Annotated in this window: 22 protein-coding genes; 17 read left to right on the top strand and 5 right to left on the bottom strand. The window is 57.3% G+C overall.

What is annotated here, in order from left to right; translation table 11 throughout:
- Positions 1-13 precede the first annotated feature (13 nt).
- From HCU74_RS01150 to HCU74_RS01170, 5 genes are all read right to left on the bottom strand, one after another.
- Complete coding sequence (locus tag HCU74_RS01150) at positions 14-664, bottom strand: TetR/AcrR family transcriptional regulator (RefSeq protein WP_168448560.1); 651 nt, start codon at positions 662-664, stop codon at positions 14-16.
- Between the two features lie 153 nt (positions 665-817).
- Positions 818-2044 (bottom strand): aromatic ring-hydroxylating oxygenase subunit alpha, encoded by a 1227-nt coding sequence (locus tag HCU74_RS01155; protein ID WP_168448561.1) that lies wholly within the window; start codon positions 2042-2044, stop codon positions 818-820.
- Positions 2045-2198: 154 nt separating this feature from the next.
- Positions 2199-2462, bottom strand: coding sequence for a cytochrome C oxidase subunit IV family protein (locus HCU74_RS01160; RefSeq protein ID WP_168448562.1), 264 nt, complete (start codon positions 2460-2462; stop codon positions 2199-2201).
- Positions 2463-2465: 3 nt separating this feature from the next.
- Positions 2466-3056: a cytochrome c oxidase subunit 3 gene (locus HCU74_RS01165; RefSeq protein WP_168448563.1), complete on the bottom strand. Its 591-nt coding sequence runs from the start codon at positions 3054-3056 to the stop codon at positions 2466-2468.
- 20 nt (positions 3057-3076) lie between these two features.
- Positions 3077-3802: a hypothetical protein gene (locus HCU74_RS01170; protein ID WP_168448564.1), complete on the bottom strand. Its 726-nt coding sequence runs from the start codon at positions 3800-3802 to the stop codon at positions 3077-3079.
- 281 nt (positions 3803-4083) lie between these two features.
- Between HCU74_RS01170 and HCU74_RS01175 the strand changes: the two genes are divergently transcribed.
- From HCU74_RS01175 to HCU74_RS01255, 17 genes are all read left to right on the top strand, one after another.
- Positions 4084-5262, top strand: coding sequence for a lipid-transfer protein (locus tag HCU74_RS01175; RefSeq protein WP_168448565.1), 1179 nt, complete (start codon positions 4084-4086; stop codon positions 5260-5262).
- A gap of 145 nt (positions 5263-5407) precedes the next feature.
- Positions 5408-6013: a TetR/AcrR family transcriptional regulator gene (locus tag HCU74_RS01180; protein ID WP_168448566.1), complete on the top strand. Its 606-nt coding sequence runs from the start codon at positions 5408-5410 to the stop codon at positions 6011-6013.
- Positions 6014-6092: 79 nt separating this feature from the next.
- Positions 6093-6986: a fatty acid desaturase gene (locus tag HCU74_RS01185; RefSeq protein WP_168448567.1), complete on the top strand. Its 894-nt coding sequence runs from the start codon at positions 6093-6095 to the stop codon at positions 6984-6986.
- 45 nt (positions 6987-7031) lie between these two features.
- Positions 7032-7196: a rubredoxin gene (gene rd / locus HCU74_RS01190; RefSeq protein WP_168448568.1), complete on the top strand. Its 165-nt coding sequence runs from the start codon at positions 7032-7034 to the stop codon at positions 7194-7196.
- Positions 7197-7368: 172 nt separating this feature from the next.
- Positions 7369-8628 carry an aromatic ring-hydroxylating oxygenase subunit alpha gene (locus tag HCU74_RS01195; protein WP_168448569.1) on the top strand — a complete coding sequence of 420 codons (1260 nt, stop codon included), beginning with the start codon at positions 7369-7371 and terminating at the stop codon, positions 8626-8628.
- On the top strand, positions 8628-9116 hold the full coding sequence (locus HCU74_RS01200) for an aromatic-ring-hydroxylating dioxygenase subunit beta (protein WP_168448570.1): 489 nt from the start codon (positions 8628-8630) through the stop codon (positions 9114-9116). Before HCU74_RS01195 ends, HCU74_RS01200 begins: the two co-directional genes overlap by 1 nt.
- A 53-nt stretch (positions 9117-9169) precedes the next feature.
- Entirely contained in the window at positions 9170-9994 is an 825-nt protein-coding gene (locus tag HCU74_RS01205; RefSeq protein WP_210425065.1) for an enoyl-CoA hydratase/isomerase family protein, read from the top strand.
- A gap of 1 nt (position 9995) precedes the next feature.
- On the top strand, positions 9996-10733 hold the full coding sequence (locus HCU74_RS01210; protein ID WP_168448571.1) for an SDR family NAD(P)-dependent oxidoreductase: 738 nt from the start codon (positions 9996-9998) through the stop codon (positions 10731-10733).
- Positions 10733-11680, top strand: a complete 948-nt coding sequence (locus HCU74_RS01215; RefSeq protein WP_168448572.1) for an alpha/beta hydrolase — start codon at positions 10733-10735, stop codon at positions 11678-11680. The genes HCU74_RS01210 and HCU74_RS01215 overlap by 1 nt, the downstream gene beginning before the upstream one ends.
- Before the next feature lie 4 nt (positions 11681-11684).
- Complete coding sequence (locus tag HCU74_RS20245) at positions 11685-13172, top strand: 3-oxoacyl-[acyl-carrier-protein] synthase III C-terminal domain-containing protein (RefSeq protein ID WP_210425066.1); 1488 nt, start codon at positions 11685-11687, stop codon at positions 13170-13172.
- Between the two features lie 19 nt (positions 13173-13191).
- On the top strand, positions 13192-14394 hold the full coding sequence (locus HCU74_RS01225) for an acetyl-CoA acetyltransferase (RefSeq protein ID WP_168448574.1): 1203 nt from the start codon (positions 13192-13194) through the stop codon (positions 14392-14394).
- A gap of 9 nt (positions 14395-14403) precedes the next feature.
- Positions 14404-15207, top strand: a complete 804-nt coding sequence (locus HCU74_RS01230; RefSeq protein WP_168448575.1) for an enoyl-CoA hydratase/isomerase family protein — start codon at positions 14404-14406, stop codon at positions 15205-15207.
- Between the two features lies 1 nt (position 15208).
- Positions 15209-15412 (top strand): hypothetical protein, encoded by a 204-nt coding sequence (locus HCU74_RS01235; RefSeq protein ID WP_168448576.1) that lies wholly within the window; start codon positions 15209-15211, stop codon positions 15410-15412.
- Between the two features lie 3 nt (positions 15413-15415).
- Positions 15416-16186, top strand: coding sequence for an enoyl-CoA hydratase-related protein (locus HCU74_RS01240; RefSeq protein ID WP_168448577.1), 771 nt, complete (start codon positions 15416-15418; stop codon positions 16184-16186).
- Position 16187: 1 nt separating this feature from the next.
- A complete protein-coding gene (locus HCU74_RS01245) occupies positions 16188-17708 on the top strand; it encodes a 3-hydroxyacyl-CoA dehydrogenase (protein ID WP_168448578.1) in 1521 nt (506 codons plus the stop codon).
- Between the two features lie 2 nt (positions 17709-17710).
- Entirely contained in the window at positions 17711-18625 is a 915-nt protein-coding gene (locus tag HCU74_RS01250; protein ID WP_168448579.1) for an HTD2 family dehydratase, read from the top strand.
- Positions 18622-19512 carry an HpcH/HpaI aldolase/citrate lyase family protein gene (locus tag HCU74_RS01255; RefSeq protein WP_246864390.1) on the top strand — a complete coding sequence of 297 codons (891 nt, stop codon included), beginning with the start codon at positions 18622-18624 and terminating at the stop codon, positions 19510-19512. Before HCU74_RS01250 ends, HCU74_RS01255 begins: the two co-directional genes overlap by 4 nt.
- Positions 19513-19579: the final 67 nt, after the last annotated feature.

Below are 19579 nucleotides of genomic sequence, written 5' to 3' on the forward strand. Positions count from 1 at the left end.
ATAGTCATTTTTATCAGAAAGGTGCTGCGTGCTTGATATAGCTGGATATGCTTGTGGATAATTCATTGACAAACTTCTGCTTGGGAAGATAGAACGGAGAACCGACGAGATACTGCCGAATGTTTGCCAGCGTGCTGTTTGCCAAAAACTGATAAACCGACTCTAATTGATCTTCAGAAAGATCAGGCCTTTGTTGTCCAATATAAACACGGCCGATACTAACGGCCAGCCTGTTTACTTCTCTTGTCGATATTAGCTCGTGCAGTTCCGGAAGCTCCTCCGGCATTCTGAGTAACACTGAAGAATTTTTTTCGTACACAGTGATAAGCGTGTTGATTAACTCTGGCATCGCAAAGTCAATATTATCTTCAACTCTACTGAGAACGTGCTCTTTCATAGAACGAGAAACTTCGCTGGAGGTTTTCTGATACAACGCGAGGGCGATCTCTTCCTTTGAGGAAAAGTACTGGTAAATTGTGGATATATTTATCTCAGCCTGAGATGCGATATGGTTCGTCGAAATCTTGCTGTAGCTTCTTTTCTCGGCTAGCTGCTGAAGTGCGCTGTATATTTTCGTTACGGTCTCTCTGCTGTCCCTGCGTTTGGGACGGCGCCTGGATTTATCATTAGACTTTACATTTTCGCGGATTGGTCTATTAATCATACGTTTTATCAGGGCAAGATGATTAGAGCCCTTCTGTCTATCCTGTTGTGTGTTCTCGATAAAACAGCGGATTTAGGGTAATTACTATCATAGATAATTTGCCGCCACAGAGCGTTCAGCAGCGGCACGCCACATCAATACTAAAGTTAAGGGCTAATCATCGATATACGTGCTGACAACGGGTTTGATGCGAAGATTCTCGGGGACGGATTTTTCCCCGATCTGGCGATCGAGCTCTTCATGGAACTGGTAGATTCGACGTTCCTGGCAGCCAAGCTGAATATCCGTCAAACTTCCGGTTTCTACCGACTTCTGCATATCGTTCATATTGGAAATATCCTCCAGCGTTATCACTCCTAATTGTTCAAGAACAATGTCAACTTCGGCTTTAACGCTGTCATCAATATCAAGCGGTGTCGTCATGATGACTTCAAATTTCGTAGAGTTAATGCTGGTAGGCCAAAAATTAAATATCGGAAAAGTGAATTCGCCCAAAGGAAGAATGCAGTTCGGGAATATTGTCGCACTAACTTGTTCTGTGCGTGACAGTTCATGTCGTGGATCTTTACTGCCGGTATCCATTATCCACTCTGCGCGGTTTTCTCTTTGGCTTGCCGTGATCATAAGGGAATGACCGTTTGGCCACAATCGAAATACCTGGCCGTGTGATTGAAACATTGGCGCTACGGTATTCTTGTGAGTCCAGAATAAATGGTAAGACTCGGCAAATGCATCTATCGCCAGTTTCCAATTACAGTCCATATCGAACTCGGCACGCTTGAGAAATGAGCGCTTTTCGAAGTCAAAATGTGCTAGTTCTGACGCAACCTTTCCAAGGTGTTGCTCAAGTGAGGGCGCGCGCTCTGAAAAATTGATATAGATAAGGTTTCCCAGCATTTCGCAGCGGATAGGCAGTAAGTTGTGCTTGCTTTTGTCGAGGGTGGGAAACTCGTATTGATCCGGTACGGCTTTGAGCGTCCCGTCGAGGTCATAATTCCAGCAGTGAAAATTGCAGCGAAAGCTCCCTACTTTCCCTGTGTCTCCTGGTACCACAGAGCCGCCGCGATGACGGCAACTGTTTCGAAAGGCGCGGATGGTGTTGTCTTTGCCTCGTACGAGAATCACTGGAATGCCCAATCGGTTCCAAACTTTGTAGCTGCCAATTTCTGGCAGTTCGGAAGCTATGCCCACGCACAGCCACTGTTTCATAAAGATATTATCCATTTCAAGCTCATAGAGCGTTGGATCTGTGTACCGTGCTGCGGGGATGGTGGGTAAGGCGGGGAAGTCCTCGGGAGGTGTATTGCTAGCCTTTCTAGCCAATTCAGCTTCAGCCTGTTTTCTCAGGCCATCAATATTATTAACTAGCTCATTCTGCATGGTTTTCTCCGGTATATGGTGAAAGTGAATCCATGCAGAACGATATTGCAAGTAATTACTTATAGTAAATTCACTTATTTCATCCAACAAATTTGTAATGGAATGTTTACGTACCGGTAAGACGCTACTTGCGCGTGGTAATCGATATATCGGTCTAGATATGCTGAAACAACAAGGCAGCAAACATCACCCCCGCCCAGACATCCGTGCCGCGACGCAGCCACAGGGGGGCTGATTTCACCTCCATGAAGTAGCGCATAACCATCCGTGCCTTGATTACGGCAATTCCGATAATAGCCGCGGTCGCAATATTTCCTGTCGCGACATCGGGGCCGGCACTGAGGAGCCAGCTGCACAGGGTCAAGGCCATAAGCAACAGCCAGATGTGGGTTGAAGATAGCGTTGGCAGTTTTGTCATGGCTTATACCAGGTAAATTATCGGAAAGAGGAGAATCCACAGCATATCGACCAGGTGCCAGAAGTTGGCGCCGGATTCCAGCATGGAGCGACTAACGGTTGTTGAGTTACGCACGTGGCAGCGCATATACCACAGTACGACCATGCCAATCAGAACATGTACCAGGTGAAAGCCCGTCAGCGCAAAGTAGTAGGTGAAAAAGATATTATCGGTAATTTCAATACCGCTCTGGGCCTTCAGGGTGTACTCCACGGTTTTTGACACCGCAAAGACGACACCGGCAAACAGGGCGAGACCAAAAAAACGGCCCGATGATGCCCTGATTTGCGCTGTAGGTGCGTCGCCATCCTTGCCCAGTACCTGCAAGCCGCGCACAACCAGCCAAGAGCCGGTAAGCAGCACGAGAGTGTTAAAGAAGCCGAAACCGGCGTTGAGTTGCGCCTGGGTCTGCTGAAACAATTCCGGTTGGCGGTTGCTGTCGAAGCCAAGGAAAATCAGAAATACCGAGTAAATAACGATGTCACCCAGCAGTAATACCCACAGTGTGGGTTCACCGCTGTAGTGCGCGGTGGCGGTGGAATCACGAGTGTCCATAAGGGGTTCCCTGATATTCATTACAGCGCGCCTCCTGAGTTTTCGGGTAACGATTCAGCCTGCTGAATAATGCACTGTCGAACGACATACCAGGTGATAAGAATCCAGCCAAAGAAGAAGGTTGCCGCTAACCAGAAGGAGATTAAACCGTCCCAGGCGAAGGGGCCGTCGGTGACAAAGGGCACCAGCGTGCCGGCGAGGAAGCCAGTGGCAAACCACAGGTTGAAAAAGCCGAACCAGGGCGGGAATACCGGTGCGTCCTTTGACTGGTTTAATGCGCAGAAGCCAATGGCAAGGAGTTGAATCAAAGCCGGGGAGACGGTGCCAATAAAGATGATCCAGCCCATATCATTCAGCACTTGAGTGATTTCCGGTGCGCGATCCGGTCGATAGGCCGCCACCATCCATATTATGCCGGGGAACAGAATTGCCCACACGGTGCCGGTTACTGAGGCGAGTTGTAACGAGGACATGGGGTGATGACGATATCCTTCGACCCGCTTCATTTGCTCGCTGATAGCTACCCCAAAGGGCCAGAAAAATGCCGCCGAGAAGGCCACCAATAAACCACCGAAGCGGTAGCGGTTGGTGTTCTCCTGATACAGCTGGGCGATGGCCTGGGCATCCAGTGCCGGGTCAATAGGCGGGAACCAGTTGGCGACGAATACCAGCGCCACCAGCATTAGCGCTACCGCTACCAGTGCGCCGTCAACGGCGAGAAGTTGTGCTCGAGTGGTGTAGGGCATGGGCCTTGATCCTGTTTTTCTGATAGTTGTAAAAGCCGGTGGAGTCGGTAGGGCCGGTATTGGTGAAACCTGTGGCCTGTAAATCTATCGTAATATGGTTTTGGGGCGCTCGTCGAATCCGACGATAGTCATAGCCGAGGAGGGAAGGGCTACGGTGTGGCGCTCTGGGTGGGCAAAAATCGTCGAATCCGACGACCATTCCGCAGAGCGGTAACGGCATAGTGTAAGTCAGTCTGGCGGGGTGCTGACCCGCTTACTCGAATTCAACTGGAAGTTACGACATGACCCGAAAAGCCCTCGTTGCCGGTGTTGGTATGGTGAAGTTCGCCAAACCTGGCGAAAACGAAAACTACGATGTAATGGCAGAAAAAGCCGTGCGCGAAGCCCTGCAGGACGCGGGCATTGACTATGCTGAGGTGCAGCAGGCCTACGCCAGTTACATCTATGGGGACAGCACCTGTGGTCAAAAGGCGCTGTATCGGGTGGGTGAAACCGCCATCCCGATCATCAACGTTAACAACAATTGCTCGAGTGGTTCCACTGCACTGTTTTTGGCCCGCCAGGCGGTGATGGGCGGCTCGGTGGAGTGCGCGCTGGTGGTCGGCTTTGAGCAGATGCGCCCCGGTGCACTGGGCACGGTGTGGGATGACCGCCCCAGCCCCTTCGACGATTTTACCGGTCACCTGAATCGCTTGGGCTATGCGGTAACCAAGGCGGGGCCAGCGCCCTGTGTGTTTGGTGCCGGTGGCATGGACTACCTTGAGCGTTATGACGCTGACCCGGCGATCTTTGGCAAGGTGGCGGTGAAGACCCGTAACCATGCGGTTAAAAATCCCTATGCCCTGTTCACCAAGCCGATGACACTGGAGGAGGTGATGACATCCCCGGTGATATACGAGCCCCATCTGACCCGCTTTATGGCCTGTCCACCCACCTGCGGTGCCGCCGCAGCGATTGTCTGTAGCGAGGAGTTCGCTGCTCGTCACGGTATTGGGCACGGCGTTGAAATGGCCGGGCAGGGTATGGCCACCGACCACAGTGATAGCTGGGACTCGGCGATGAATCTGGTCGGCGCGCAAATGACCCGTCGCGCCGCCGCTGTGGCCTATGAGCAGGCGGGAATTGGTGCGGAAGACGCCGATGTTGTTGAGCTGCACGACTGTTTTACCCCGAATGAGGTGATTACCTACGAGGGGCTCGGTCTGTGTGGCGAGGGTGAAGCCAGCCGCTTTATCAATGACGGCGACAACACCTACGGTGGCAAGGTGGTGGTGAATCCCTCCGGTGGTCTGATGTCCAAGGGGCATCCAATTGGCGCAACCGGTGTGGCCCAGTGTGTTGAGCTGTGCTGGCATTTGCGTGGCTTGGCCGGTGCACGGCAGGTCGAGGGTGCGCGAGTAGCCTTGCAGCACAATCTCGGTTTGGGTGGCGCGGCGGTGGTGACGGTTTATCGCGTCTGAAAAACAAGGCCTGTGTTGATCAAATGTTGCACAGGTCTTTTTTTGGGTGTATAAATTAACAATGTTAAATAAACATTGTTAATTAAACGGCATAAGATCATCAGAGCCGCTGAAGGGTCGGTGTCGTGGGTAAGCAGAGGACGATATGCCAAGACTGCAACAAAGCCAGGAAGAAGTCGAAGTGATGCGCTCGCGTCTGTCGCTGACGGCGCTTGAAGTCTATCGCCGGGAAGGTCTGTCGGCGTTGAGTTTTCGCCGTATCGCCGAGGCAGCGGGCATCAGTCACACCTTGCCTTACCGCTATTTCGATAACAAGGAAGCGCTGCTGGCACGGATGCGTGCCGATGCGCTGAGCCGCTTCGAAAGCTACGTGCGTGAGTACGAGGAGCGGGTGGAGGGTGCGCTTGAAAAGGTGCAGTCGATAGCGGAGGGCTATCTGGCCTTTGCCCGGGAATTGCCCGAGGACTACATGCTGATTTTCGCCACCGAGCAGCCCTCGCCGGAGCAGTACCCCGATGTGTTGGCGGCCCGTTGCCGGGTTTTTGATCACGTGGTGGACGCGGTGCAGCGCTGTGTTGAGTGCGGCGATCTACAGGGTAATGCCAGGGAAATTTCCCACCATGTCTGGGTGGCTCTGCACGGCTTGCTGAGTCTGCATACCGCCGACCAGCTGGTGCATGGCATGGCGTTGGAAGAAATTGTAGGCCCCCTGTTGCAACGGCTGCTGGCCGCGCACAGGGCGGTGGGGTGATATCTCGTCGCTTGCGACGACGCGCAGATTTTACAGGAACTTCATATTAATCCGCAGCAATACTGCAAGTGAGGACATTATGAGCAGGGCACTTATTTCACTGGATGGTCTCAGTGATGTGGAAAAACAGCAATTTAAACAGCTGACCAGCGCGCCGACACTGTCGAAGCCAACAATTGCGATGACGGTGGCGCTGGTGCTGACCTACGGCTTTAGCTATGTGGCCTGTGGTATGGGTTACCTGCCATTGTGGGTCGGTACGATCCTTAACGCGATTATTGGCTATGTGTCATTCAGTGTGATTCACGATTCTATTCACCGTGCGGTATCTACCAATACCAAGGTTAATGACCGGGTCGGACAAACCGGGCTGGATCTGGTGCTGCCCTATGTTGATCTGCGGATGTTCCGCTGGGCGCATATTCTGCACCATCGGTTTGCCAGTGGTGAGCGTGATCCCGACAAGGCCTTTAATGGTGCCTGGTGGACCCTGCCATTTCGCTGGATGGCCATTGATGCCTGCTACTTTGTGTACGCTCTTAAGCATGGCGACAAGGTGGCGCGGCCCTTCCTCAATGCCTGCCTGCGCCGTTTGGCTGTGGTGGTTGCGGTGATCGGGGTATTGACCTACTTCGGCTACGGCCTTGAAGTGTTCATGCTGTGGTTCCTGCCGTCGCGACTGATCCTGTTGTTCCTCGGTTTCAGTTTTTTCTGGCTTCCCCACGTACCCCACGATGTGTCCCAGGAAGAAAATTACACTCGGGCGACAACCGTGCGCAAGGGCATGGAGTGGTTTATGAATCCGGTGCTGCAATACCAGAACTACCACCTGATTCATCACCTGTACCCGATGACCCCGTTTTACAACAACGAAAAGGTCTTCCGGCTGCTGGAAAGTGAGCTGAATAACCATGACCTGGCCGTTCAGCACGGTATGGCCATTCGTCCCACAATCTATCCCGCCAACCGCTGAGGTGGTTGGCGGCGTCAATGCCGAAATTGAGAAAGGAGAGAAAAGATGCGTCGTTATCAGTGCCGTTTTTGTTCCCATGTCTACGACGAGCGCCTGGGTGATCCCGACAGCGGTATCGCGCCTGGCACCCGCTTTGAAGATATTCCCGATGACTGGATGTGCCCCGAGTGCGGCGCGGCCAAGGAAGATTACGACCTGATCGAAGAATAAGCCCCCTTCGGCGATTCGTCGGATTCGACGATCTGGGAAGACCGCCGGGTAGATAAGCTGGCGGATAGGTATTAGTAGCCCCATGCACGCCTGATTGCAGGTCTGTGGCGGGGCGCGCGTCTGGCGCACTGGTCGTCAGGCCGCATCAACCCAATTAACTGAGAGCACGGTGATGGACAGTCAATCCTCTACACCCAATTTCAGCGAACTGGTGAAGGAAGATCGCATTCACGGTTCGCTCTATACCGACGAACAGATTTTCCAGCTGGAGCTGGAGAAAATCTGGTACAAGACCTGGGTCTATGTTGGCCACAGCAGTGAAGTGCCCAATGCCAACGACTTCGTACGCAAGTCGATAGGACCTCAGGATGTCATTATGACCCGGGGGCGCGACGGCAATGTTCACTTGTTGCTGAACCGCTGCCCACACCGGGCCAACCAGGTCTGTGTGCAGGCCAAGGGCAACCGGGGCACGTTCACCTGCCCGTATCACGGCTGGACATTCTCCAACAGCGGCGAACTGCGCGGTTTCCCCTTTCCCGATGGCTACGATACGGCTGATCGCAGCGAACTGGGCCTGGCCAAGGTCAATCGTGTGGCCGAGTACAAGGGCTTTATCTTTGGCAGTTTCGCCGACGAAGGCCCTTCGCTGGAGGAGCACCTGGGTCGTGGTGGTCGCGATGCCATTGACCGTTTGGTTCAGACCTCGCCGGAAGGTGAAGTGGAAATTACCGCGGGCTTTCTGCAACACAAGGCCAAGGCGAACTGGAAGTTTCTGGTGGAAAACGAAACCGACGGCTACCACCCCCAGTTTGTGCACGCGTCGATCTTCAGTGTGGCGAAAAGCGGTATAGGCGATCTCTACAGCAATGACTCTACCGCTGTCGCCCGCGACCTCGGCGATGGCCACACTGAGAATGATCTGCGTCCGGAATTCCGTCGCATCGACAAGCCGATGAACTGGTTTGGCACCAACGAGCAGCGACTGCCGGAATACGTCGAAAAAATGAAGGCGGCCTACGGCGAAGAACAGGCTCGCAAAATCATGATCGACGGCACTCCCCACGTGATGATTTTCCCCAACCTGTTTATTGCCGAAATCCAGATCTTTGTGATTCAGGCGGTGGCGGTGGATGAAACCATTCAGCACGTAACGGCCCTGCAATTCAAGGGTGCCCCCGACCTCAACCGCCGCCTGCGTCAGCAAACCATGGGCTCTGTGGGGCCAGCGGGTTTTTTGCTGGCCGACGACTCTGAAATGTACGAACGCACGCAGCGTGGTGTGGCCGCAAAGCAGCCGGAGTGGAACTACCTTGGCCGGGGCAAGCACCGCGAACGCCGCGATGAAGAGGGTTATCTCGTGGCCGATGCCACCGACGAAGTGACCTCGCGGGGAATTTGGCGTCATTACCGGGAGCTGATGGAGTCGTAATGAATAACACAATTGATCTGGCCCTGATGGCCGAAGTACAGCAGTTCCTCTATCGCGAAGCGCGCTTGCAGGACAGCCATGCCTACGATGACTGGGAAGCCCTGTGGACTGACGATGCCATTTACTGGGTACCGGCCAATGGCGCTGATATCGACCCGGAAGAGCAGATGTCGATTATCTACGACAACCGCTCTCGCATCGGTCTGCGCATCAAGCAGTTCCACACGGGCAAGCGCCACACCCAGTTGCCGCAATCGTCGCTGGGTCGAGTGGTATCCAATATCGAAATCCTTGACGCCAACGACAGCGAAATCCAGGTGGCCAGCAATGCGCTGATTTATGAAGTCAGCCAGCGCGGTGAAACCGTGTGGGCCACCCGCAATGAGTTTCTGCTGCGTCGCACAGATGACGGTCTGCGTATGGCGCGCAAAAAAGTAGTGTTGGTGAACAACGACCAGCCCATGTACACCCTGTCCTTCCTGGTGTGATGTCACGCCGGGCAAGCGGGTTTAACGACGCTAATTGATAATGGAGTGAACAGATGAGTGACGCGAGTCGTGATGCCGAAGTACTGGTGGGAGAGGGGGCGGCACTGTTGTCCCTTCAGGACGGAGTGGCTCATCTCCAGTTGAACCGCCCGGAGTCGGCCAATGGCCTCGACATTCCAACGCTCAAGGACCTCTATAACGCCCTGATGGTGTGCCACGGTGACCGCCGGGTGCGGGTCGTGCTGCTGACTGGCAAGGGTGCCAACTTCTGCGCCGGTGGCGACGTTAAAACCTTCAAAAACAAGGGCGACGGGCTGTCGGAATATATCCGTCAGGCCACCCTGCACCTGCAGGTGGTCATTAACGCCATGGTCCATCTGGATGCCCCGGTGATTGCCGCGGTGCAGGGCTTTGCCGCCGGTGGTGGTGGTATGGGACTGGTCTGTGCGGCAGATATTGTGATTGCTGCCGATACCAGCCAGTACATGGTTGGGGCCACCCGGGTAGCAATGGCACCGGATGCGGGGCTATCGGTTACCCTGCCGCGGCTGATCGGTGCCCGTCGCGCCTCGGAACTGCTGCTGATGAATCCGACCTTGAGTGCGGCGGAGGCCAAGGATCTGGGCCTGGTTAATCAGCTGGTGCCGGAAAATGAATTGCTCGAACAGGCCAGGGCCTATGCCGGGAAAATGGCCAAGGGCGCGCCCCTGGCCCTGGCTGCCACCAAGCGCCTGTTGTGGACCGGCACCGGTTTGGGCATCGACGCGGCCATGCCCGAGGAGGCGCGTACCGTTGCTGAATTGTGCAAAACCGCCGATGTTCAGGAAGGCCTCTCGGCGGTGATCGAACGTCGCAAACCCGAGTTCAAGGGGGAGTGATATGAGCGCAGGACAATCTCTGCAAGGGCGTCGAGCCTTTGTCACTGGCGGCGCCTCGGGTATCGGGCTGGCGATCGTGGAGCGGCTTGCAGCCGAGGGCTGCGACGTGGTGTTTTCCGCGCGGGATATGGCATCGGCGGCGGAGGTGGCGAGTCGTACTGGCAGCCACGCCGTTGAGCTTGATGTGTCGAACCTGCAAGACTGTACCGATGCCGTGGCCGCCAATGGCCCCTTCGATATTCTGGTTAACAATGCGGGAATGGATCAGCACGCCTTCTTCACCAAAACCACCCCGGAGGAATGGCATTACCTGCTCAGCGTGAACCTTCACGCGGTATTGGCCACCTGTCACGCGGCCCTGCCTGCCATGCAGCAAAAGGGCTTTGGTCGCATCATTAATATCGGTTCCGAGGCCGGTCGCCAGGGCTCCAAGGGTGGCTCGGTCTACGCCGCTGCCAAGGGTGGGGTAATTGCCTTTACCAAATCGCTTGCACGGGAAAATGGCCGTTTTGGCATTACCGCCAATGTGGTCGCACCGGGCCCGGTCGATACGCCCTTGCTACGATCGGCGGTGGACCAGGGGGGCGAAAAACTATTACAGGCCATGCAGGCATCTACCCTGATGGGTCGCCTCGGTCGCCCTGAAGAAGTGGCCTCCACTGTGGCCTATCTGGCCAGTGACGATGCTGGCTTTATTACCGGTGAAACACTGGGTGTGTCCGGCGGGATGGGCTGTTGATGAGTGCTGAAAGCCGCGCCTCCGATGCACAGATAGAACAGGTGATCGCCCGTGTTCAGCAGGTGTATTCCACCTGGCGTCGGGATACCTCCGCGCAACAAATGCGCGAGGACTGGGACCGCCTGTTCTGGCGGGATACCCAGCCGTCCCAATACCGCGACGACACCCTTGCCGGTGTTGCGGTGCGCTGGATTGATACCCCCGACTGCGACCCGAGCCGGCTGCTGATGTATTTTCACGGCGGCGGTTTCAAAATGGGTTCAGTGGTATCCCACCACGATTTGATGGTGCGCCTGTCGGCGGCAGCGGGCTGCCGTGTAGTGGGTGTCAACTACCGTCTTTTTCCCGAACACGGGTTTCCGGCGCCGGTCGATGATGCCCTGGCGGTGTACCACCAATTGCTTGCCGAGGGCTATCACGCTGGCCAGATTGCCGTGGCGGGAGACTCCGCCGGTGGCGGTGTGGCGGCCTCGCTGTTAGTGGCGCTGGGTCAGGCCGAAGCGCCCCAGCCTGCGGCTGCTGTACTGTTGTCGCCCTGGCTGGACATGACCCTCAGTGGCGACAGCTATGAATCCCGTGCCAGTGCCGACCCCATTCACCAGCGATTTATGCTCGACGCCCTCGCCAATCAATACCTGGGTAAGGAGGGTGATCGGCGCAATCCCCTGGCATCACCGCTGTTTGCCGAGCTGGCGGGATTACCGCCGCTGCTGCTGCAGGTGGGCGATCGCGAGGTCGGCCTCGATGATTCGGTGGCCTTCGCGGATAGGGCGCAGCAGGCCGGTGTTGAGGTCGCATTGAGCGTGTGGGACCGCATGATTCACGTGTTTCAGCAATTCGCCGAAGACCTGCCGGAAGCCCGGCAGGCAATCAATGATATCGGACACTTTCTGCAAGACCACTGGCAGTCCCCAGCCAGGGCTCGCGCAGATCTTGATGTGGAGTAATACTGTGACGATTGGAATCACCGGATACGGTGCCTACCTGCCCCATCTTCGTCTTGCCCGCCGCGTCGTCGCGGAGGCCAATGCCTGGTTTGCACCGGGTTTGGTCAGCAAGGGTCGTGGCCATCGCTGTATGGCAAATTGGGATGAAGATGCCATCACGCTGGCGGTGGCCGCCGCGCGACATGCGACCCCGCCCAGTGACACTCGGGACAATATCGCCCGCTTGTTGCTGGTGTCGGAAACCCTGCCCTTTGCCGAGCGCTTGAATGCGGCGGTGGTTGCCGGTGCGCTGTGCTTGCCGGACGCGGTGAATGCCGCCGACGTGAGTGGCGCGCAAAGTGTTGCTGTGGCGTCAATCAGCCAGCTGGTGAACGCTGCGAAAGCGGCGGGCGAAACCAGTTTGCTGGTGGCTGCGAGTAATCGCCGTACCCGCGCTGCCAGCGCCCCGGAGCTGGACTATGGCGACGCGGCAGCCGCCGTGCGCATCGGCTGTCACAGTGAGGCCCAGCCGGTGCTTGCCGAGGTGTTGGGCACCAGCAGCCGCACGGTGGATTTTGTCGATCATTTCCGTATGGCCGGTGAAGACGTTGATTATCACTGGGAGGAGCGCTGGGTACGCGACGAAGGTATCGGCAAGATTGCCCCCGCCGCCGTCAGCGAAGCCCTGGATCGGGCGGGGGTGGCCGCCGCTGAGGTCGATCACTTTATTTTCCCCACCGTCTTTAAAAAAGCCGATGCGCAACTGGCCAAACGCTGTGGCATTCCCGATGCCGCCGTAGCGGACAATCTGTCGGCCACCGTTGGCGATAGTGGCTCAGCCCATGCGCTGTTGATGCTCAATGGAGTACTGGAAAAAGCCACGCCCGGTCAGACCATTGTATTAACCCAGTTCGGCAGCGGCATGGCCTGCGCGGTATTGAAGGTCACCGAACATATTACCCGGTTCCGCCCGGCGACCAGCCTGGCGGCGCAATTGGAGGGCGGCTGTGAAGAAACCAGTTACACCCGCTACCTCGCCTACAAGGGCCAACTGAAGCTGGAGCGGGGTATGCGCGGCGAGCAGGACAAGAAAACCGCCCTGAGTACCAGCTGGCGTCACCGCGAGGCCCTGCTGGGCTTTGTTGCAGGGCGCTGTTCAGTCAGTGGCGATGTGCATTTTCCGCCGACGCGGATCAGCTATACCCCCGGAAAACCCGAGCAGGATACCCAGCAGCCCTATCCCCTGGCAGACGTACACGGCCGTATTTTGAGTTGGTCGGCGGAATACCTGTCGTCCTATATGGCACCGCCCCACCACTACGGGCAGGTGGACTTCGATGGCGGCGGCCGCCTGCTGATGGAATTCACTGATGTTCGCCCCGGCGATATCGACAACGGCAGCGAAGTAAAAATGGTATTCCGCATTAAAGACATCGATGAACTGCGTGGCTTTAAACGCTACTTCTGGAAAGCCAAGCCGGTGACCTATCCCGAGAATGACGCGCAGTCCTGAGACGCTGGAGTAAAACACTATGCCACAAGGTATTAAAGATAAAGTCGCCATTCTGGGGATGGGGTGTTCACGCTTTGGCGAGCGCTGGGACGCCAGTCCCGAAGACCTGATGGTCGAGGCGTATAACGAAGCCATGACCGATGCGGGAATCACCCCCGAGCAACTCGACGCTGCCTGGTTCTCTACCCATATGGAAGATGTGGGCACCGGGCGCGGCGGCATTCCCATGGGCATCGCCTTGCGCCTACCTAACATCGGTGTCACGCGGGTGGAGAATTTTTGCGCGGGGGGCTCCGAGGCCGTGCGAGCAGCGGTATACGGTGTGGCTTCCGGGGCCTGCGATATTGCCATTGCACTCGGGGTCGAAAAACTCAAGGACACCGGCTACGGCGGTTTGCCCGTGGCAACGGTGGGCACCTACATTCCCCAGTGGTATCCCGCAGCAGTAGCCCCGGCCAACTTCGCCCAGCTTGCTGCGGCCTATCGCGCCAAACACGATGTTGATAAGGCGACTCTTAAACAAGCCATTTCCCATGTTTCAGTAAAAAGCCACGCCAATGGCGCGAAAAATCCCAAGGCGCATCTGCGCAAGGAAATCACCATCGAGCAGTGCCTGAAAGCGCCGAAAATTGCCGAACCGCTGGGGTTGTTCGACTGTTGCGGTGTGTCCGACGGCGCGGCTGCGGTGATCGTCACCCGCCCGGAAATTGCCCGTGAACTGGGCAAAACCGATCTGGTGAGCTTCAAGGCCCTGCAATTGTCGGTGTCTAACGGCTGGGAAATGTCGGGCAGCGAGTGGGATGGCAGCTATGTTCACACCGCGCGCATCGCCTCGAAGAAAGCCTACGAGGAGGCGGGAATCCGCAATCCCCGTGAAGAAATCAGCATGACCGAGGTTCACGATTGTTTCTCCATTACCGAACTGGTGACGATGGAAGACCTCGGTTTGTCCGATGAGGGACAGGCCTACCGCGACGTGCTGGATGGCAAGTTCGACGCCAACGGCGACATCCCCTGTCAGATCGACGGCGGGCTCAAGTGCTTCGGTCATCCGGTGGGGGCCAGTGGCATTCGTATGCTCTATGAAATGTACCTGCAACTACAGGGGCGGGCTGACGAGCGCCAGCTGAGTAATGTGCGCACCGGATTAATCCACAACCTGGGTGGCCAGCCCAACCAGAATGTTTGCTCGATTTCCATTGTCGGACGACTGGGCGAATAGGGGGCGGCAATGTCGATGATTCGTGTAGATACCCCGGCACCGCATGTGCGCCGTTTACTGATAAACCGCCCCGCCAAGCGCAATGCCATCGACTACGATGTGCGCCAGTCGATGATCGATGCCCTGCGGGAGGTGGCGGAGGATAGTGATTGCAGAGCCATCGTACTAGGCGGCGTGGAGGGGGTGTTTTCCGCTGGCGGCGATGTGCCCAGCATGGCCGGGCTGGACGAGGCCGGAGCACGGGCGCGGATGCAGCATATTCATCAACTCTGCCGATTGGTGTCGGGCAGCAAGGTGCCTGTGGTGTCGGCGGTTGAGGGGTTCTGCGCCGGTGCCGCTGTGGGCCTCGCCCTGCTCGGCGATCATATTGTGGTGGGCAAGGGCAGCAAGATTCTGTTTCCGTTTATGCGTCTTGGTCTGGTGCCCGACTGGGGCACCCTGCGTACCTTGCCCGAGCGGGTCGGGGTGGCGACGGCCAAACGCATTATGACCAGCGGCAAGATCATCGGCGATGCCGAGGCACTGGCTATCGGTCTGGCCGACAGTGACGGCGGCGAGGATATTATGGCGGCGGCGGTGGCTCAGGCGGCGACTATGGCCGAGCTGCCGGGGGAGGCATTTTATCGTCTCAAGCAGCGGTTGATGCACCCCTCGGCAAGCTTTGATGAGGAGTGGCAGAGGGAAGAAGACGACCAGGCCTGTCTGCTGTTGGGCGATGATTTCCGCGAGGGCTTCGCCGCCTTCAACGACAAACGCGACCCGGATTTTACCCAGCCATTACCTGCGGAAAGGGCCGACGGCGGTGGCCGCTGAAATGGTGAGTATCGCCTTGCGTGGCGACACCGCTTGCCTGGCGCGACATAGCCGCAGGTTTGGCGAAAGCCGCCCGGTGGATCAAGCAGCCCCCTGTGCACTGGCCGCAGCGGTAGACCATCTGGTCAGTCAGCCGGGAATACGCCGAATCGTGATACGCCAGTCCGTGAGAGACCCAGGCGCCAAAGGAACCAACAAAGAGTAAATCATGAATGATGCAGTAGTAATCAGCCGCGACGGCGCGGTGGCCACACTGACCCTGAATCGTCCTGAAAAACGCAACGCGCTGGATTTATCCCTGCGCGCGGCCATCGCCGAAGGTATGCGTGAGCTCAGTGCAGACGACAGCGTTGCGGCCATTGTTATTACCGGTGGCGATCAGGTCTTCGCCGCAGGGGCCGACCTGAATTTGCTGGTCGATAAGGGCTCGCAACAGGTGGCGGATATTGATCTTGGTCAGTATTGGGCACCGCTGGCCCAGTGCCGTAAACCGGTGATCGCGGCGGTTAGCGGGTTTGCTCTGGGTGCCGGCTGCGAGCTGGTAATGATGTGCGACATGATTGTGGCAGACCCGAGTGCTCGCTTCGGTCAGCCCGAAGCCCGGGTGGGCATTATGCCCGGTGCCGGTGGCACCCAGCGATTGATTCGTGCGGTGGGTAAGGCCACCGCGTCGATGATGTTGATGAGCGGCGAGCCGATTACCGCGGAACGCGCCTATCAGCTGGGTTTGATCAGCGACCTGGTTGCCGAGGGCGAAGCATTGGGCCGGGCGCAGCAATTGGCGAAGTCGGCCAGCAAAATGCCGCCCAAGGCGATAGCGGCAATCAAGCGGGTGTTGGCCCAGGGCGCAGACCTGCCGCTGGATGCCGCACTGATGCTGGAAAATCGCGAATTTTTATTGCTGTTTGATACCGACGACAAGCGCGAAGGCATGAGCGCATTTCTGGAAAAGCGCAAAGCGGAATTCAAGGGGCGTTGATATGAAGGACATTCGTCGAATCGGCGTGTTGGGCGCCGGCACTATGGGGCGCGGCATTATTCAATTGTTTGCCCAGTCCGGCTACGAGGTATACAGCTACGATGCGGTCGATGGAGCCGTTGCCAAGGCGGTCGATTTTGTCAGCGGCTTGATTGAACGGGCGGTGGACAAGGGACGGCTGAAGCGGGAGGAGGCCGATGTGACCCTGGCGCGAATCATTCCCTGTAGCGATGTTGCGGAATTTGCCGGCTGCGATCTGGTGGTGGAAGCCATCATCGAAAATATTGATGCCAAACGCGCTGTTTTCGAAATGCTGGAGGGGGTGGTCGCCAGCGACTGTATTCTTGCCAGCAATACCTCGTCGCTGACTGTGGCGGAAATCGCCTCGGCCTGCAAACACCCGGAGCGTGTCGCGGGGCTGCATTTTTTTAACCCCGTGCCGTTGATGAAAGTGGCGGAAATTATTGCAGCGGTGCGCAGTGCACCGGAACATATCGCTGCACTGAAAACCTTGATCGAATCCTGCGGTCATCGCGGCGTTGTGGCGGAGGATCAGCCGGGCTTTCTGGTCAATCACGCGGGGCGGGGGCTGTATACCGAGGGCCTGCGTATTGTTGAAGATCAGTGCGCGAGCCCAGAGGATGTCGACCGCCTGATGCGAGAGGCGGCCGGTTTTAAAATGGGTCCCTTTGAGCTGATGGACCTCACCGGCCTCGACGTGTCGGGCAAGGTGATGAGCTCTATCTACGAGCAATTCCAGCAGGAACCACGTTTCAGGCCATCGCCATTGGTCGCGCCGCGTATCGCAGCGGGGCTGTTTGGTCGCAAGACCGGCGAGGGCTGGTATCGCTATGACAATGGTCAGCGGGTGGATTCGCCGACAGCGGAAACCCCGGCATTGGCCGGTACTATCGCAGTGTGGGTAGATCCTGATGCCGACCAGTGCGCAGCGCTGGGCGAGCTGGTCAGCGCCGGGGGTGCCCGTCTTGTGGAGCAGCCCGCCGACGCCGAGCTGATATTGATTCAACCCTGGGGCTGGGATGTCAGTATCTATTGTGCCGAACGGGATCTCGACGCCCGCCGCTGTGTTGCAGTTGACCCGCTGCCTGGGCTCGATAAGCACCGCACACTGATGATCAGCCCGGTCACTGAGGCCCGTTGCCGCGATGCTGCTCATGCTTTGCTGGGGCAGAATGCGGCGGTGACGGTAATCAATGACAGTCCGGGTTTTGTCTGCCAGCGAATCCTTGCCACCATTGTGAACATCGCCTGCAATATTGTTCAGCGGGGCATCGCCTCAGTGGCGGACCTGGAGGATGCGGTGCGTTTGGGGCTGGGGTATCCCGCCGGGCCATTGACCCTCGGTGAACAGGTCGGCGGCGAGCGTATTCTGGCGATTCTCGAAGCGATGGAATTGCAGACCGGAGATATGCGTTACCGTCCCGCGCTGTGGCTGAGCCGTCGTGTCCGCCTGGGCCAGACCCTGCTCACGGCAGAAGCCCCGCGCAGTGGAAGGGGGTGATTATGACGAGTAATACCGAAACCCCAATTGATATCGAATACCTCAAAGGTTGGGAAGGCAAAACGATTCAGCTGGAGGATGGGCTCAGTCCCTTCCCGGCTCAGGCACTGGCCGGGGTGTTCAACCGCGACGAGCGCCCGCACCCGGGCGGAGCGTTACCACCGTGTTGGCAGTGGCTGTACTTTCTCGATACCCCAAGTGGTGCCGGTACCGGTGCCGATGGTCACCCGGCGACCGGTGGCTTTTTGCCGCCGTCACCGCTGCCTCGGCGGATGTGGGCGGCGGGTAAATTTTCTATCCTTCGCCCTCTGGAACTGGGTCAGACGGCACAGAAAACCTCCCGCATCGCCTCGGTGGATTTGAAAGCGGGTAAGAGTGGCGTGCTGCTGTTCGTCAATGTGGAGCATGACATCGCGCAAGCCGGACAGCTCTGCGTGCGGGAAACCCAGAATATCGTCTACCGGGAAATGCCCCAGTCTGCCGCGCCTTTACCACCCGGTGAATCCGCCCCCGAAGATAAAACGGACATTGGCGCCCAATGGCGCGAAACCATTACCCCGGACCCGGTGATGTTGTTTCGGTATTCCGCGCTGACCTACAACAGCCATCGCATTCACTACGACCGCGATTACGCCGTGAATACCGAGTTCTATCCCGCGTTGGTGGTGCATGGCCCATTGCTGGCCAGCCTGCTGGCGGAATCCGCCAGCAGGCAATTTCCCGGCGAGCGTATCGACACCTTTTCCTTCCGCGCCCAGCGCCCGACCTTTGACGATCAGCCATTTCAGGTGTGCGGCCGACGGGATGGCGACAAGCTCACCTTGTGGACAGTGGACCACGAGGGTTTTGTCGGCATGAAGGCCAGCGCGACGCTGACCTCTGCGGCCTCGTCAAATAGTGAGGGAGAGCCATCATGAGCCACAAGCCAAAAGCCGTATGGCGGTCGATGCTGTTTCTTCCTGCCCATGTCGAAAAGTTCGTTGCCAAGGCCCATACCCGCGGTGCCGACGCCTGCATTCTCGACCTTGAAGACAGCGTGCCACTGGAATTAAAAGCCCAGGCACGGGAAAGCATCGCCGCAGGGGCCCAGCAAATTGCTGCCCACAAGGTGGGTGTGCTGGTAAGGGTGAATAACGACAGCGACCACAACGGGCGCTCGCCATTGCTGGACGCTGATCTCGAATACTCAGCGCGCCCCGGCGTTGCCGCCCTGGTGATTCCCAAGGTAAACGACGGGTCCTTGCTGAAACGTACCGCCGACAAACTGGATGCCATAGAGGCTCGGCTGGGACTACCGGTGGGCGGAATTGCATTGATTGCCCAAATTGAAGATGTGCAGGCGCTGCCAAACCTCGATGCCATTGCCACATCGACACCACGGCTAATAGGCATGAGCCTTGGCTCAGAGGACTTCTCTGCATCGGCGGGGATGGTGCCAACCCCCGAGGCCCTGTATCTACCCAATCAAATGGTGGTGTTTGCCTGTCGCCGGGCGGGGATTTTGCCCTTTGGCTTTCCCTCGAGTATTGCCGAATACAGTGACGAACAGGCCTTTGCTGCCAGTGTTAAGCGGGCGAGTGAAATGGGTTTTGTTGGCGCATTTTGCATTCACCCCAAGCAGGCGGCACTGCTCAACGCGGGGTTTAGCCCCAGTGAGGAGCAGCTCGCCGAGGCACGTGCCCTGCTGGCGGCAGTGGCCGAGGCGGAGGCCGAAGGCCGTGGTGCCTTTGCCTTTAACGGCAAAATGGTCGATCGCCCGGTGATTTTACGCGCACAGGAATTATTGCGCCGGGCGCCCGCCTGACCCCGAACAAACCGATGACTATTGACCTCCGTGAGCGACACCGCCCGGTGGCAAGTGATAGGACACA

The sequence above is a fragment of the Spongiibacter thalassae genome, assembly GCF_012272835.1.
GTDB classification, from domain to species: domain Bacteria; phylum Pseudomonadota; class Gammaproteobacteria; order Pseudomonadales; family Spongiibacteraceae; genus Spongiibacter; species Spongiibacter thalassae.

What these genes read in the sequence shown, in the direction of transcription:
- HCU74_RS01245 (WP_168448578.1), top strand. Translation starts at nt 16,188, where the DNA reads ATGAAGGACATTCGTCGAATCGGCGTGTTGGGCGCCGGCACTATGGGG.
- HCU74_RS01235 (WP_168448576.1), top strand. Translation starts at nt 15,209, where the DNA reads ATGGTGAGTATCGCCTTGCGTGGCGACACCGCTTGCCTGGCGCGACAT.
- HCU74_RS01155 (WP_168448561.1), bottom strand. Translation starts at nt 2,044, where the DNA reads ATGCAGAATGAGCTAGTTAATAATATTGATGGCCTGAGAAAACAGGCT.
- HCU74_RS01195 (WP_168448569.1), top strand. Translation starts at nt 7,369, where the DNA reads ATGGACAGTCAATCCTCTACACCCAATTTCAGCGAACTGGTGAAGGAA.
- HCU74_RS01165 (WP_168448563.1), bottom strand. Translation starts at nt 3,056, where the DNA reads ATGGACACTCGTGATTCCACCGCCACCGCGCACTACAGCGGTGAACCC.
- HCU74_RS01200 (WP_168448570.1), top strand. Translation starts at nt 8,628, where the DNA reads ATGAATAACACAATTGATCTGGCCCTGATGGCCGAAGTACAGCAGTTC.
- HCU74_RS01205 (WP_210425065.1), top strand. Translation starts at nt 9,170, where the DNA reads ATGAGTGACGCGAGTCGTGATGCCGAAGTACTGGTGGGAGAGGGGGCG.
- HCU74_RS01230 (WP_168448575.1), top strand. Translation starts at nt 14,404, where the DNA reads ATGTCGATGATTCGTGTAGATACCCCGGCACCGCATGTGCGCCGTTTA.
- HCU74_RS01210 (WP_168448571.1), top strand. Translation starts at nt 9,996, where the DNA reads ATGAGCGCAGGACAATCTCTGCAAGGGCGTCGAGCCTTTGTCACTGGC.
- HCU74_RS01160 (WP_168448562.1), bottom strand. Translation starts at nt 2,462, where the DNA reads ATGACAAAACTGCCAACGCTATCTTCAACCCACATCTGGCTGTTGCTT.
- HCU74_RS01185 (WP_168448567.1), top strand. Translation starts at nt 6,093, where the DNA reads ATGAGCAGGGCACTTATTTCACTGGATGGTCTCAGTGATGTGGAAAAA.
- HCU74_RS01215 (WP_168448572.1), top strand. Translation starts at nt 10,733, where the DNA reads ATGAGTGCTGAAAGCCGCGCCTCCGATGCACAGATAGAACAGGTGATC.
- HCU74_RS01180 (WP_168448566.1), top strand. Translation starts at nt 5,408, where the DNA reads ATGCCAAGACTGCAACAAAGCCAGGAAGAAGTCGAAGTGATGCGCTCG.
- rd (WP_168448568.1), top strand. Translation starts at nt 7,032, where the DNA reads ATGCGTCGTTATCAGTGCCGTTTTTGTTCCCATGTCTACGACGAGCGC.
- HCU74_RS01225 (WP_168448574.1), top strand. Translation starts at nt 13,192, where the DNA reads ATGCCACAAGGTATTAAAGATAAAGTCGCCATTCTGGGGATGGGGTGT.
- HCU74_RS01250 (WP_168448579.1), top strand. Translation starts at nt 17,711, where the DNA reads ATGACGAGTAATACCGAAACCCCAATTGATATCGAATACCTCAAAGGT.
- HCU74_RS01255 (WP_246864390.1), top strand. Translation starts at nt 18,622, where the DNA reads ATGAGCCACAAGCCAAAAGCCGTATGGCGGTCGATGCTGTTTCTTCCT.
- HCU74_RS01150 (WP_168448560.1), bottom strand. Translation starts at nt 664, where the DNA reads ATGATTAATAGACCAATCCGCGAAAATGTAAAGTCTAATGATAAATCC.
- HCU74_RS01175 (WP_168448565.1), top strand. Translation starts at nt 4,084, where the DNA reads ATGACCCGAAAAGCCCTCGTTGCCGGTGTTGGTATGGTGAAGTTCGCC.
- HCU74_RS01240 (WP_168448577.1), top strand. Translation starts at nt 15,416, where the DNA reads ATGAATGATGCAGTAGTAATCAGCCGCGACGGCGCGGTGGCCACACTG.
- HCU74_RS01170 (WP_168448564.1), bottom strand. Translation starts at nt 3,802, where the DNA reads ATGCCCTACACCACTCGAGCACAACTTCTCGCCGTTGACGGCGCACTG.